Annotated in this window: 12 protein-coding genes; 1 reads left to right on the top strand and 11 read right to left on the bottom strand. The window is 38.7% G+C overall.

The features are described from left to right. The 7 genes from AC1Z3S_RS10525 to AC1Z3S_RS10495 form a co-directional block, all read right to left on the bottom strand. Positions 1–1,446: an alpha-N-arabinofuranosidase gene (locus AC1Z3S_RS10525; RefSeq protein WP_461740348.1), complete on the bottom strand. Its 1,446-nt coding sequence runs from the start codon at positions 1,444–1,446 to the stop codon at positions 1–3. 31 nt (positions 1,447–1,477) lie between these two features. Beyond that, positions 1,478–3,100, bottom strand: a complete 1,623-nt coding sequence (locus AC1Z3S_RS10520) for a glycoside hydrolase family 43 protein (RefSeq protein ID WP_461740347.1) — start codon at positions 3,098–3,100, stop codon at positions 1,478–1,480. A gap of 11 nt (positions 3,101–3,111) precedes the next feature. Continuing rightward, positions 3,112–4,083: a glycoside hydrolase family 43 protein gene (locus AC1Z3S_RS10515; protein WP_461740346.1), complete on the bottom strand. Its 972-nt coding sequence runs from the start codon at positions 4,081–4,083 to the stop codon at positions 3,112–3,114. 15 nt (positions 4,084–4,098) lie between these two features. Further along, positions 4,099–4,515 (bottom strand): hypothetical protein, encoded by a 417-nt coding sequence (locus AC1Z3S_RS10510; RefSeq protein WP_461740345.1) that lies wholly within the window; start codon positions 4,513–4,515, stop codon positions 4,099–4,101. An 8-nt stretch (positions 4,516–4,523) separates the two neighbouring features. Continuing rightward, a complete protein-coding gene (locus AC1Z3S_RS10505) occupies positions 4,524–5,375 on the bottom strand; it encodes a carbohydrate ABC transporter permease (protein ID WP_461740344.1) in 852 nt (283 codons plus the stop codon). Positions 5,376–5,389: 14 nt separating this feature from the next. Further along, a complete protein-coding gene (locus AC1Z3S_RS10500) occupies positions 5,390–6,271 on the bottom strand; it encodes a carbohydrate ABC transporter permease (protein WP_461740343.1) in 882 nt (293 codons plus the stop codon). Positions 6,272–6,346: 75 nt separating this feature from the next. Further along, the gene (locus AC1Z3S_RS10495; protein WP_461740342.1) at positions 6,347–7,597 is read right to left on the bottom strand and encodes an extracellular solute-binding protein; all 1,251 of its coding nucleotides are present in this window, start codon (positions 7,595–7,597) and stop codon (positions 6,347–6,349) included. 349 nt (positions 7,598–7,946) lie between these two features. Here AC1Z3S_RS10495 and AC1Z3S_RS10490 point away from each other — a divergent pair, with 349 nt between their 5' ends. Then, positions 7,947–8,837: an ArsR/SmtB family transcription factor gene (locus tag AC1Z3S_RS10490; protein WP_461740341.1), complete on the top strand. Its 891-nt coding sequence runs from the start codon at positions 7,947–7,949 to the stop codon at positions 8,835–8,837. Between the two features lie 234 nt (positions 8,838–9,071). Here the strand turns inward: AC1Z3S_RS10490 and AC1Z3S_RS10485 are convergent, their stop codons facing one another. The 4 genes from AC1Z3S_RS10485 to AC1Z3S_RS10470 form a co-directional block, all read right to left on the bottom strand. Continuing rightward, positions 9,072–10,310 (bottom strand): glycosyltransferase family 4 protein, encoded by a 1,239-nt coding sequence (locus tag AC1Z3S_RS10485; RefSeq protein WP_461740340.1) that lies wholly within the window; start codon positions 10,308–10,310, stop codon positions 9,072–9,074. A gap of 10 nt (positions 10,311–10,320) precedes the next feature. Continuing rightward, positions 10,321–11,370, bottom strand: a complete 1,050-nt coding sequence (locus AC1Z3S_RS10480; RefSeq protein ID WP_461737926.1) for an LTA glycolipid anchor biosynthesis glycosyltransferase, IagA/BgsA family — start codon at positions 11,368–11,370, stop codon at positions 10,321–10,323. A gap of 497 nt (positions 11,371–11,867) precedes the next feature. After that, positions 11,868–13,601 (bottom strand): phosphoenolpyruvate--protein phosphotransferase, encoded by a 1,734-nt coding sequence (gene ptsP / locus AC1Z3S_RS10475; protein ID WP_461740339.1) that lies wholly within the window; start codon positions 13,599–13,601, stop codon positions 11,868–11,870. Continuing rightward, entirely contained in the window at positions 13,601–13,867 is a 267-nt protein-coding gene (locus AC1Z3S_RS10470) for a phosphocarrier protein HPr (protein WP_048603058.1), read from the bottom strand. The genes ptsP and AC1Z3S_RS10470 overlap by 1 nt, the downstream gene beginning before the upstream one ends. Positions 13,868–13,986: the final 119 nt, after the last annotated feature.

Genomic DNA, 13,986 nt, shown 5'->3' with positions numbered 1-13,986 from the left:
TTACAATTGAATTGCGAGTGTCATAACGCTCATCGCCGGAACTGTGACGGTTAAATTTTCCCCCGCAGTTGCGAAATCTTTAAAATCTTGAATAACAATTTCTTCTGGTGAATCAAAATCATTATGCTGATTCATTTTATCAGCCGTGATGAAGCGAGCTGACTTGACAGCTTTTATCGCTGATTCCATCTCAAAACTCAATTCCTCTGAGCCGCTGACTGCAAAATTGCAAATAGATAACTGCAGGACCCCGTCTTTTTTTGAAGCCGTATATGTTATTGTTTCTGGTGCCTGACCATATAAGTCCACCCGCTCAGCGTCTTGATGCTCTTTGTATAAATCAAAAACGTGATAACTTGGTGTTTTAATCATTTTATCGCCATCAGTTAAAATCATCGCCTGCAGGACGTTAACTGTTTGTGCAATGTTTGCCATGTGCACCCGTTCTGCATGGTTATGGAAAATATTTAAAGTAATCGCCGCTACCATTGCATCACGAATTGTATTTTGCTGATATAAAAAGCCCGGATTTGTGCCAGGTTCAGCGCTAAACCATGTGCCCCATTCATCAACAATGATGCCCACTCGTTGTTCTGGATCATATTGGTCCATGATGGTGCTGTGGCGAGTAATTAACTCATCCATATAAGCCGCCTTTTGACAGGTGACAAACCATTCTGCTTCATCAAAATCTAAGGCACTGCCTTTTTTCTCCCACCCTTGGGGATGCACATAATAATGTAAACTTAAGCCATCCATCAGCCAGTGGGCATTCTTCATTAAAACATCAGTCCAATGATAATCGTCAACATTGGCCCCACCAGCAACTTTATAAATTTTTTGGTCGCCGTATTGTCTAACATACGTTTGATAGCGACGATATAAATCAGCATAATATTCAGGGCGCATGTTACCGCCGCAGCCCCAGTTTTCATTGCCGACACCAAAGAATTTCATCTCCCACGGTTCTTTACGCCCATTTTCTCTGCGCCAATCGGCCATCGGTGAAACACCGGCCATCGTAATGTATTCCACCCACTCAGACATTTCCTGAACTGTGCCGCTGCCGACATTACCATTGACGTAGGCTTCACACTCTAACTGCTTAACCAATTCAAAAAATTCATGGGTTCCGAAATGATTATTCTCCACAACACCGCCCCAATGAGTATTAATCATTTTTTTGCGGTTCTCTTTGGCACCGATGCCGTCTTTCCAATGATATTCATCAGCAAAACAGCCCCCCGGCCAACGCAACACGGGAATTTTAATATTTTTCAGTGCTTCCACAACATCCGTCCGCATGCCATTTACATTGGCGATTGGTGAATCTGTTCCTACATAAAGACCTTCATAAATACAGCGACCTAAATGTTCTGCAAAGTGACCATAGATATATTTACTGATTGTTGGCCCTGATTTTTTGTTTAAGATTTTGATAGACATTGATTTGCATCCTCCTATTTTTGATTAAAGCTTAGGCAAGTTTACTGCCCCAGATGGTTTCATTGTTAGTTCCGATTGCTGAAAAAGTTAAAACAGTTCCAGAATTATCTTCTAACTGCTGTTCAACAAAATGGCCGCTATAGGTAGCATTTTTAAGATGGATAGTAACTGACCCTTGATTTCCTTGTTGCCATTCTCCGCTGACATCACCGCTAATTGTTCCATCAGCATTTAAAGAAATTGCTAAAGTGTCTAGCATAGTTTTTCCACTATCTGTCCCATGATTAATAAATTCATAGCTACCGACAATCTCAGCTTCACTTAAATTTTTTAATTCAAGTGGCTCACCACTATAAGCATAGGGTAGCGGTACCGGCCAACCAGCTTCATTCATCACCATTTGATGGACTTGGACCTCATGATTTTCACCACCATTGTTAAAGCGGCTGTGATAAATTAAATACCATTGTCCATCTTCATCAATCAATGCAGAATTATGACCACCTGCTCGATAACCGACTGCTTGATTTGAAAATTGATAATTGCCCATTAATTTAATTCCGTATTGATCGTTTAACTCTCCAGCAGCAATGATTGGGCTATTTCCTTTGGCATCGGTATATGGACCATCCGGATTTTGCGATCGGAATAAACGCATATTATAGCCGCCTTTAGCAGATAATCCACCATAGGTCACAAACAAATAATAATAATCCGTGTCTTTATCATATAGAATATATGGTCCTTCTCCAGATTGATGAAAGCCCCCTGATAGCTTAGTACCAAAATAACGGTCAATCATTCTGCCATCGCTGGTTTTTGAATCTGTCCCTGGGTAAATAGGCCGACCCGTGGCAGCATCCATCTCTAAAATAAAAATGCCGCCTGACCAAGAGCCATATGTCATCCATAATTGATTATTTTCATCGAAAAATAAAGTTGGGTCTATTGCATTGGGTGCATAATCAGTGTTATAAGTTAAGCCCTCTTCAATCGCCCATTCTGAATTAAAGTCCTCAATAATATCATCATCCATCAGCTGTTTTAGATTTGTATTTTGATAATTTGTATTTCGCTCACTGCCATCAGTAGAATCCTTTTCAGTAAATCCCGAGTACATAATAGTATCCGCATAGCTATAAGGTCCTTCAATCGTTTTTGCAACAGCAAAACCGATTGCTGAACGACGCCAAGTTGAACTGGCGGAATAATACAGCATGAAGGCCCCAGTTTCACCATCTGGCCATTCATACGCTTCATTCCAAATAATATCTGGAGCCCATAAACTATAGCCCCCGGCAGAATCGGCATCGTCATAGCCTGCCCATTCAAATGTCTCAGCAAGATTTTCCGCAACATTGCCGTAGATAATATTGTCTTCCATATTTTCATATTCAGTCGTAAAGGGAACATCCCAGCTTAACAGATCATCAGATTTAGCTTGTCCTAAATGAGAGCCAAAAAGATAATAGGTTGTTTTGCCATCTTGATTTTCAACAGTTTCAATGGAAGGATCATGAATTGAAACTTTCTCTTGCGGATGAGTGGTCCATGCTTTTTGTTCAATGCTTTCAACCCCTTGAGCAATACTGCAACCTGTTAGGAGTGTAACAGCTATTAGACTTCCCCAGATTATCTTTGTTCTTTTTTGCAATTTTTTCCTCCTTATCTCGGAGTCAAACTAGCTAAAGTTTCTCCGGGAATCCCAAAAATCGGAAAATTATTTTCATCCCATGTAAAAATTTGTGCATATGCATGACGATTTGGATTAAAAAGAGGATCACCTGCATGATTTTTTTCTGGACGAGCGTGGTACACGATAACATCCTCTTGATTATCAAAACTTTTCGTGAAAGAATTATGACCGGGTCCATATAAGTTATTTTTTTCAGAACTTGTAAAAACCGGCTCACTGCTTTTCTGCCAAGAATAACCATCAAGTAAGTCACTATTGATGTCAGCCCATAAAATACCCATTGCGTAATTTTCGTCTGTAGCGCTAGCAGAATAAGCAATAAAAATATGTTCCCCTTTTGTAATAACAGCTGGCCCCTCATTTACTTTAAAACCGATTTTTTCCCAGCCATGGGAGGGGATAGTTAATAAAGTTTGGCGACCTTTCAATGTCCAAGGATTTTCCATTTCAGAAATATATAAATTGGAATTTCCAGGAATGCTAGGATCTAACTGTGCCCAGACATAATACAGTCGGCCCTGATGCTCAAAAGCAGTCCCATCCAGACTAAAGCTTTCAAACTGGGTTTTTATTTGCCCCTTTTCAACCCACTCACCAGAAAAAGGATCTGGATTGCTATTTTCAATTACAAACATTCGATGATGATGGTGGCGATTGCGCTGCTTTGCATCATCAGCTGCCGCAAAAAAGATATACCACTTGCCACGAATAAAATGAATTTCCGGTGCCCAAATTAAATTACTCAGCAAACCTTTTTTGTGAGCGTGCCAAACAATTTTAGTTTCACCATTTCTTAAATCATTCAGAGTTTTTCCCCGCCTAACCTCAATCTCTTGATAGCCCGGTACTGAACCAGTGAAATAATAATAACCATCCGTATGCTTATAAACCCAAGGATCGGCTCGTTCATAAACAATCGGATTCAAAAAAGTCTCTGTCATAAATCTTACTCCCCTCTAGTTATAACCAACATCCATTTTTTTCATTTTTAAAGCTTTGTTTTTGGAAATATACAGCAAGGATGCTAACAGGTAGAATAAAATTCCAACGACATCATAAATCACCAAATGAATAATGCTGCAGGCAATCAACCAACGCATCCGGCCTTTTTCAATTTGATTGTCCTTCATATCTTTGGCGACAATCCAACTGACTATTCCCATTAAAATTGTGGCTAAGGCCACGATTAAGACAACCTTTGAAAACATAACGACTAAGCTGGAATTTAAATAGTCATAGTTGTCATTCGATTGAAAAACCCCGATTCCCTGTTCCTCAAACCATGGATAGTAGCCAAACATCGTTACTAAACCAACTAATACATCCCAGACGGCAGCTGCTTTTGATAGATTTCGTTCTGCTTTTCTTTTCATCCTCTTCACTATCCTTTAATACCAGCATTTAGGTTCATAGATTCAATAAAATATTTTTGTGCAAATAAGAACAAAAGTACGGTTGGAATAATTGCAATCAAGGCTGACCCCATTAATTGCCCAATCATTCGATAATTTCCATAAATATCTCTCAGTAATAATAATCCAGCCGTAATTGGCATTTTATTCACATCGGTATACACGATAACTGGCCACAAGAAATCATTCCAAGAGCCTGTGAAGGAGAACAAACCTGAAACAATTAACACCGGTTTAATCAAGGGCACAATAATTTCAGCGAAAATTGTAAATTCGTCTGCGCCATCAATCCGCGCTGATTCATCGAACTCCATCGGAATGCCCTTCATAAACTGCCTGACTAAGAAAATATTTCCCATTCCCGCAAGACCGGGAATAATCATTGCTAAAGATGAATTAACCCAGCCAAAGGTTTCAATAATTTTATAGCTGGGAATTAAGTTTACAACACCGGGGAACATGGAAATCCCCATCAAAATGTAAAATAGGCGGTCACGATATTTAAAACGCATCCGGCCATAGCCATAAGCTGTAATCGCCACGACGATAACTACTAAAAAGGTGTGGGTAATGGCAATAAATAATGAATTGCCTAACCACTGCACAATTGGTGCTGTTGACGTATTGGCTAAGATAGCCACATAATTATCTAAAATCCAGTTGACTGGCAATAATCTAAAACCTGTCGACACGATTTCTGTTTGCGAACGAAAAGACGTCGTAAAGCTGAAAATCAGTGGAATCACCCAAATGACACAGAGAACAATCAAGAAGGCGTAAGCCACAAACATACTTGGTAAATTTCTTTTTTTGGTATTCATTGTTTTCGCCTCCATTAAGTATTGCTTTTATCGAGTAAGAAGTATTGGAACACAGATACACACATAATTATTAACCCTAAAATAACTGCCATCGCTGAAGCCATCCCTGCGATAGATTCTCCTTGACTAAAGGCCAAAGAGCGAATATACATCATCAAAACACTCGTACTTTGATTTGGTCCACCATTTGTCATCATTAGCGGTTGAGCGAAAACATTAAAGGCTCCTGCCGTCGTCATCACAAGTGTGTATAATAATGGGAAACGAATGGATGGCAAAGTTACATTGAAGAATTTTTGGACGGGTCCTGCGCCATCAATTTCAGCAGCTTCGTATAAATCTTCGTTCACCCCAGCCAAAGCCGATCGGTAAATAATCATATTTCCCCCGATAGCTCCCCAGATGCTGACAACAAAAATTAAAATCCAGGCATAGGGTTGCTTAGCGGCCCATGAAAAATCAAACCCAAAAATATTATTCATCGCACCTAATTGAGAGTGAAAAATCAGTGACCAGATGAGTGAACCGGCAGAAACTGAAATTAAACCAGGAATATATAAAATGGCTTGGAAAAAACCTTTTAGTTTAACGCCTTTATGCTGTAAAGCTGCAGCAATTAACAAAGGAATAATTATCTGCAATGGCACCATGATAATGACAAAAATAAAGGTGTTTTTCAAACCATTCCAAAACTGAGTATAAAAGGTGGATGAACTATCAAATAAGAGCGTCCTATAGTTGTCTAAGCCCACAAAGACTGGGTCAGAAATAAGATTCCATTTAGTAAAAGATGCGTAAATACCATAGACTGTTGGTATACAGATAAAGATGATAAATAGAATTAAATGCGGCCCAATGAAAAACATGGAAGCCCAGTTAACTTTTTTCTTTTTCATGGCGGTACTTCCTCTCTAAAATTTAAGAGGGCTTTTGACGTTGAGATAGGTCACAAGCCCTCTTCTTGATTTAAATTATTTTGCAACCTCAGCAATCTTGTCTTGCACGTATTGCTGCATAGTTGTCAAGCCTTCATCCATATCTAACTCACCATAAGCAATATCAGTAGCATACACATCTAAAGCTTCTAAAACATATGAGAAGTACACATAATCAAAGATATAAAGTGTTTCTTCTTCTTCAGGTGTTGAAGTAAAGAATGATTGTGGATATTCTTTATACTCTTCGCTAGTTAAAACCTCATTACTTGCAACAATTTGACCAGCCTTAGCCCATTCAATTGAATTGGAGCGAACAAAATCCAAGAAATCAGCAATTACTTCTTCTTTTTCAGCAGTACGACTTTCGCTCTTCAATGTAGCAAACATATGGGAAGCTGCCCGGTTAGTTGCAATTTGATCAGAAGTCGAATAAATATTGGTGACGCCCCAATTCAATCCTTCGACTGCATCATGGGCTGTTGAAGTCCAAGTTCCGTCAGTTGAAAGTAAGACATTGCCACCTTGGAACATTAGGTAGCCATCTTCACCGTAAGGAGTCATTAAACCAGCATCTGTTAAAGCTTTAATTTTTTCTAGTGCTTCTTTCATTTCAGGAGTGTCAACAGTTGGATTGCCTTGATCATCTGAAATATCGCCGCCTAAATTATGAATTTGAGCTAAAATTACCCAAGAAAGCAACGCATTATTAACGATGTAATCTCCTTCATCCATTTGACCAGCCAAACTCATCATTTCATCAAAGGTGACAATATTATCATCCAGCCAAGAAGTTACCCCGTATTTTTCTAATAAGTCTTGGTTGTAATACATAGCACTGGCATGAATGTCTAATGGAATTGCATACTGTGTTCCTTCAATAGTCCCTGCTTGCCATGCTGTATCTAAGTAATTATTCTCAGTCAGCTCTGGCTGCAATGTCGTCAATCCATCAATTGGTTCTAAAATATCTGAGTTGACAAATTCTTCTACTTTATAGGAATGCATCAACGTTAAATCTGGAATCCCATTTCCTGAACTTACTACTGTACTTAGTTTTGTATACATATCAGAAGTGATGACATGATTGATTGTATATTCAGAATCTGCTTGTGCATTATATTCATCAACAATGGTGTCCATATACGCCCCGTCGTCTCCAGTTAATGGCGACCAAAAGTTAACGGTAAATTTTTCTTCCTGAGCTGCTTGATAATTTCTAAATCCTAAAAAGGCAATTGCAATAGCAACAAGTGCGATACCACCAATTAATAATTTCTTTTTCATGTTTCTACCTCTTTCATTATTTATTTCAAAAATGCTTTTTAAAACGGAAAATTAAATTATCTGTTTGCCTTCCCTCCTTTTTATAAAAATCCAGATCAGTCATTTAATTCATTTCAGATTGAATTTCATTAAATTATTTTTAAATGAATCAAACACATCTAACTTACACGTAAACAATAATACAAATTGCAAACGCTGTCAACAATATTTTTGCTAATTATTAAAAATATTTTTAAATTACGATTAATGTATTTATTAATTAAAAGAAAATTCAAGTTGATTATTTACAGTGATTAATAAATATGTTAACATAATTGTGAAATCGCTTTAATATAGAGGTGAATGGAAAATGCAATTAGAAATCAATCAAGATTCATTGAAGGTGTACGAGGCGCTGGCGAGTAATGTCAGAATTAATATTATTCAGCTGCTGTCCAAAAATAAAATGAGCGTTAAAGAACTGGCTCAGGCTTTAGGCTTGAGTAGCGCTATTGTCACCATGCATGTTAAAAAATTGGAAGAGGCCAATATCATCAAGACTGAAAAAGTTGGTCAGAGTAAAATTTCCAGTCTGCGGGTCGACCATATCGATATTAATTTTCCTGAAAAAATCTTTAATGCTTTTGATACTAAGGAAAATTCAATACCAGTCGGCCACTATACAAATTATTATGTTGAACCGACCTGCGGACTAGCTACCTTGCAGGGCTTTATCGGACCGGTGGACGAACCAAAATACTTTATGGACCCTCATCGGATGGATGCGCGGATTTTATGGTTTACAAAAGGCTTCGTGGAATATCAGACGCCAAACTTTTTAGCAGCGACTGAAAAATTGGAGATGATGGAAATTTCAATGGAGATTTCCTCTGAGTTTCCTTTTTCTAATAACAACTGGCCTTCTGATATTACATTTTCTTTAAATGGGATTGAATTAGGAACCTGGACCAGTCCCGGAGACTTCGCTGATATTCGCGGCAAATACAATCCGGATTGGTATGTTGATAATTTAAACCAATACGGTCTTTTAAAGACAATTCGGATTATGGATCACGGAACTTACATGGATGGCGAACCCCTATCAGACGTGAAAATCTCTGACATCCCCCCGACTGAAGACACTTGGCATTTAAAAATTGAAGTCAAAGAAGATGCCGAGCACGTTGGCGGTTGCACTTTATTTGGTAAAGGCTTTGGTAATTACGACCAGGACATTAAAATTAAAATGTTTTATAGTTAACTGCTGGTGTTCTGAAACAAAAATGAATTCTAGTGATAATTTATCTTTTAGAAATTTGTAAAGCTCAGATGCTGATGAAACTAGAAGGGAGCTGCAGACTGAATAAGTAATTCCCTGCATAGAATTTACTATTAGACAAAAAAAATTTCTCAAAAAAACTGCCTATACAAAAAGGCCCAGTTGTCAGATTTATCTCTAACAGCTGGGCCTTGAAGTAAAGGCAGTATTTTTATTTTAGCGTTGACGCAAAGAAGTTAATTTTACTTTTAGACGTTCAAATGTGGGATCAAACTCTTTTTCATATTCTTTTTCAAAGCTTTGTTCTTGATAGTAATCAATCATATCATTGTAAAATTCTAACATTGATTCTCCAAAGTGTTCAGAGGAAATTTCATACATTTTATTGGCTAACACTTCTGGGTCCATTTTGACCTCTGAGTGAATATAATCCACTAAAGCTGTTGGAAAATCAGCTTCTGTTTTATAAGTAACGCCGAGCGTCACATCGCTTAATAATTGTTCTAAATAATCATTGCCTAATAAGACGGACTGGGTTCCTGCGGCCATCGCTTCAGTGTAAGTCAGACCTTGAGTTTCTGAACGGGAAGCACTAATAAAATAATCGGCGGCTTTATAATAGCGAGTTACATGATTGTTACTGATTTCGCCGGTAAACTGGACATAATCTTGTAAATTCAACTCTGTGACCATCTCTTCTAGACCTTCTTGATACGGTCCTTTGCCGACGATGACCATTCTAACTTGTGGCAGTTTTTCAATAACTGCCGGCAAACCTTGAATTAAGGCTTGAATATTTTTTTCATAAGATAAACGACTCAATGATAATAGCATAATCTGATCTTCGGTGATGCCTAATGAAGCCCGCAGTTGTTGCGTGTCTTCAGCAGTCACTTTACTACCGGAAAATTTACGCACATCAATGCCGGTTGGAATAATCCGCATTGGTGAAGTGCCCCCGTAGCTGCGCAGTTTATCAATGACCCGCTGACTTGGACAAACGACGCCGGTAGAATGATTAACGAACATTCTTGAAAAGTATTTTACATGGACTGGCCGAATCACTTTGCCATGGGCGATATAATGCAGATAGTCTTCATACATGGTGTGGTAGGTATGAATCACTGGAATACGCATTTTTTTGCCGACGAGCTTGCCTAAAAAGCCAGCACCAAATTCAGTATGGGTATGAATTAAATCTAATTCTAATTCCCGGGCAATCAAATAAGCATACCACATGCCCCGAACCACGACGCGCCGATCTTTAAAGGAGACAAAAGGGACGCTGGGCATTCGAATAATATTGGGTTCAATTCCACTGGCATTGGGATCTGTAGTAGTAAAGATGTAGACCTCATGACCGTGTTTTTCTAATTCTTCTTTTAAGGTTTTGATTGACGTTGCGACCCCACTGACTTGGGGGAAGTACGTGTCTGTAAAAAATCCAATACGCATGTTGCGCCTCCTATCCCTTTTGCAGAACCTGCTCTTTCTTTTTAGCATAATCCGCTTGGTACAAAACTTTTTCATAAACTGCTTTTAATTCAAAACCGATTTCTCTAATGCTGCGCTGTTGAGCTGTATAATAGCCCGCCTTGACCGTTGACGGCAGCTCTTCTTCGACGATTCCTCGAATCAATTGACGAAAGTCACGATTAGACTGACCCATGTAGCAATTTTCTCCGGCGACTAACCAATCCTGATAGACTGGGATATCTCTAACTAAAACCTGCTGACGACTAGCTAAGGCCTCCAAGACAACGATGCCTTCCGTCTCTTCATAAGAAGGAAAGAAAAATAAATCCGCTCCAGAGTATGCACCTTCAATAATATCTCCTTTAATATAACCTGGGAAGATGACATTTTCAGGATGATTTTCTTTGACAATATCGCGAATATTTTTAGGAATACTCATCATTGCAACATGACCAAACCAGATAAAGGTATATTCTGGCATCTGTCTGGCGATTTCGACAAAATCGATAATCCCTTTTCGTTCAAAGAATAATCCGACACAGATAATGACTTTTTGATCTGGTGCTAAATGAAAATATTCTCTAAAAAGTTTTTCTTTTTGAGGATCCGGCCGATACTCCTCCAAGTCAATGCCATTGGAGATTGCGGTAATCGGCACTTGAATTCCGTAGCTTTCTAAAAGCGATTTTGAATAGCTGGTCGGAGTAATTAAATAATCCGCCCGCGTATATAAACTAGTTAAATAGCGTCTGACAAGTGGCGAAATTTGATTGGACCCAATGAAGGAATTTCTAAAGTCCTCCTCGGTCGAGTGGGCATGATAAATGACTTTTTTACCCATTCGCCGCGCTTTAGCGACCATATTATGACTGTTAATGCCGTATGTGTTGATATGCAAAATATCGTAATCCTCACAGTTCGGATCAAGTGTATATTCAATACCAACTTCTGAGAGAGCACGTTTTTGATGGTCCAAGGCGCGACCAATACCAGACTTAGCTAAGATTTTTTCACCTTCGAAATACAATAGCACTTTCATGGTTGCTCCTCCTTTCAGTAGTTCACAGTTATTATAGCATAGCAAGTTACTTTGTCTCTCAAACTAAAGTCTGATGTTTTTCAAAAAATTCAGCATTTTTTCATAAAAAACCCTACTAAATCAAGGATAATTCAATTTCTAATAATCATTCTAACAATATTGTTAGGTGAAACTTTGGGTTGGGAATTTACTGAAATGTTGGAAAAATAAAGATAATTTTGAGAATGGAATATTTTAGGTTTTATAATCACAACTTTATTTTGGAGATGTGCTGGTGGTATTATGAAACAAATTAAAAAATTTGAGTAATAATTTTTTGCCATTCCAGACTTTCTCTTCCAAACAGTTTAAGAACTAACTTTTTTGAAGTCCAATTAAATAGCCTCCATGCGCAGTCCGCGTGTTTTTTTGTTTCAATCACTTACACGATTTTAAAACAAAAAAAGCTCTATTCTCGCTAGCGAAATGCCAGAGAGAATAGAGCTTTCAAATTCAGATTAAGCTTCAGCAACGTATTCATTGACCAACTCAACAACTTCTTCCATTGTATCGCAGTCGTTAAGAGCACGATTTGCAAGTTCAGTCATTTTAGTTGTGTCAAGACGTTTCATTAAGCTACGGGTTTTCAGAATAGATGTTGCACTCATTGAGAACTCATCTAAGCCCATCCCCATTAAAATTGGCACAGCAGTTTGGTCGCCAGCCATTTCGCCACACATACCTGCCCATTTACCTTCAGCGTGAGCTGCATCAATCACGTTTTTAATTAAACGTAAAATTGATGGGTTATATGGTTGATACAAGTATGACACCTGTTCGTTCATCCGGTCAGCTGCCATTGTGTATTGAATTAAGTCGTTGGTTCCAACTGAGAAGAAATCAACTTCTTTAGCGAATTTGTCAGCTAAAACAGCTGCCGCTGGAATTTCAATCATGATACCCACTTGAATGGTATCAGAAACCTTTGTACCAGCATCGACTAATTTTTGTTTTTCTTCATCAAAGATTTTACGAGCCGCTCTAAATTCCTTCAAGGTCGCAACCATCGGGAACATAATGCGTAAATTACCGTGAACAGAAGCCCGCAACAATGCCCGCATTTGCGTGCGGAACATATCGTCGCCTAATTCAGATAAGCTGATACGCAAAGCGCGATAGCCCAAGAATGGGTTCATTTCATGAGGCAATTTCAAATAAGGTAATTCCTTATCGCCGCCAATATCCATTGTCCGAACAACAACTGGTTTGCCATCCATGCCTTCCAACACAGCTTTGTAAGCTTCAAATTGGTCGTCTTCAGATGGGAAATCAGGCGCATCCATATACAAGAACTCAGTCCGGTATAAACCGATTGCCTCAGCTCCGTTATTATGAACACTATCTAAATCTTTTGGCGTACCAATATTGGCAGCCAATTCAAAATGTTTACCGTCAGCAGTGACAGTTTCAGCATTTTTTAATTTTTCCCATTCAGCTTTTTGAGCCGCATAAGCTTCGCCAGCTTTTTTAAATTCAGCAGCTTGGTCATCAGTAGGATTGACGATAACGTCCCCTTCAATGCCATTAACTGCTAAAATATCGCCAGCTTTCACTTTAGCGGTGATTTCTTTAGTTCCAACGATTGCTGGAATTTCTAGAGACCGAGCCATAATTGCTGAGTGAGAAGTCCGTCCGCCGATGTCAGTGACAAAGGCTTTAACAAAGTTACGGTCTAATTGTGCAGTATCACTTGGGGTCAAGTCATGGGCAACAACGACCACTTCTTCATTAATCATAGAAGGATTTGGTAGCGTAACTCCTAGTAAATGAGCTAAAATCCGCTTGGTTACGTCACGAATATCGGCAGCACGTTCTTGCATATAGGCGTTATCGTCCATTGCTTCGAACATACCGATGTACATATCCGTTACTTCTTTTAAAGCAGATTCTGCATTTACTTTGTTATCTGTAATATTTTGTTTAATTTGGCCGACCATTTCTGGATCTGCCAAAACCATTAAATGCGCGTCAAATACTTGCGCTTCTGCTTCACCAAGACTTTGCGCTGCTTTTTCCCGAATCGCTTGCAAGTCTTCTGTTGATTGTGCCAAAGCTTTGTCTAAACGAGTTGCTTCAGCGGCAGTATCATCAACAGAAACTTTACTAAAGGACAGATCAGGTTGAACTAGCAGGTAAGCTTTAGCGACAGCAACGCCATCACTTGCGGCAATCCCTTTTAGCATTTCAACCATTATTCAGAAAGTCCTTCTTTCTTCATTGTGTCAACGATTGCTGCCATAGCATCTGCTTCGTCAGCACCTTCAGCTGTGATTGTTACATCAGAACCTTGGCCAACACCAAGAGACATAACGCCCATGATTGATTTTAAGTTGACAGATTTGCCTTTGTATTCAAGGTTGATATCTGAGTTGAATTTGCTAGCTGTTTGCACCAATAATGTTGCAGGACGTGCGTGGATCCCTGTTTCAGCTACTACGTGAAAGTCTTTTTTTTCCATAATAAACATGCTCCTTTGAGTTTACATATTGTTAGGGTTTTCTTTTTTTAAATAGTCTTCAAACAGAAATTCCCTTCAATTTAAAAGATTACCATTTTTTCACGCTAGAGACAACTATT

The sequence above is a fragment of the Enterococcus sp. LJL90 genome (assembly GCF_056924355.1).
The sequence above is the reverse complement of the archived record's forward strand: the minus strand, read 5'-3'. Positions and strand labels throughout refer to the sequence as shown.

What these genes read in the sequence shown, in the direction of transcription:
- AC1Z3S_RS10500 (WP_461740343.1), bottom strand. Translation starts at nt 6,271, where the DNA reads ATGAAAAAGAAAAAAGTTAACTGGGCTTCCATGTTTTTCATTGGGCCG.
- AC1Z3S_RS10505 (WP_461740344.1), bottom strand. Translation starts at nt 5,375, where the DNA reads ATGAATACCAAAAAAAGAAATTTACCAAGTATGTTTGTGGCTTACGCC.
- AC1Z3S_RS10510 (WP_461740345.1), bottom strand. Translation starts at nt 4,515, where the DNA reads ATGAAAAGAAAAGCAGAACGAAATCTATCAAAAGCAGCTGCCGTCTGG.
- AC1Z3S_RS10515 (WP_461740346.1), bottom strand. Translation starts at nt 4,083, where the DNA reads ATGACAGAGACTTTTTTGAATCCGATTGTTTATGAACGAGCCGATCCT.
- AC1Z3S_RS10490 (WP_461740341.1), top strand. Translation starts at nt 7,947, where the DNA reads ATGCAATTAGAAATCAATCAAGATTCATTGAAGGTGTACGAGGCGCTG.
- AC1Z3S_RS10525 (WP_461740348.1), bottom strand. Translation starts at nt 1,446, where the DNA reads ATGTCTATCAAAATCTTAAACAAAAAATCAGGGCCAACAATCAGTAAA.
- AC1Z3S_RS10485 (WP_461740340.1), bottom strand. Translation starts at nt 10,310, where the DNA reads ATGCGTATTGGATTTTTTACAGACACGTACTTCCCCCAAGTCAGTGGG.
- AC1Z3S_RS10495 (WP_461740342.1), bottom strand. Translation starts at nt 7,597, where the DNA reads ATGAAAAAGAAATTATTAATTGGTGGTATCGCACTTGTTGCTATTGCA.
- ptsP (WP_461740339.1), bottom strand. Translation starts at nt 13,601, where the DNA reads ATGGTTGAAATGCTAAAAGGGATTGCCGCAAGTGATGGCGTTGCTGTC.
- AC1Z3S_RS10480 (WP_461737926.1), bottom strand. Translation starts at nt 11,370, where the DNA reads ATGAAAGTGCTATTGTATTTCGAAGGTGAAAAAATCTTAGCTAAGTCT.
- AC1Z3S_RS10470 (WP_048603058.1), bottom strand. Translation starts at nt 13,867, where the DNA reads ATGGAAAAAAAAGACTTTCACGTAGTAGCTGAAACAGGGATCCACGCA.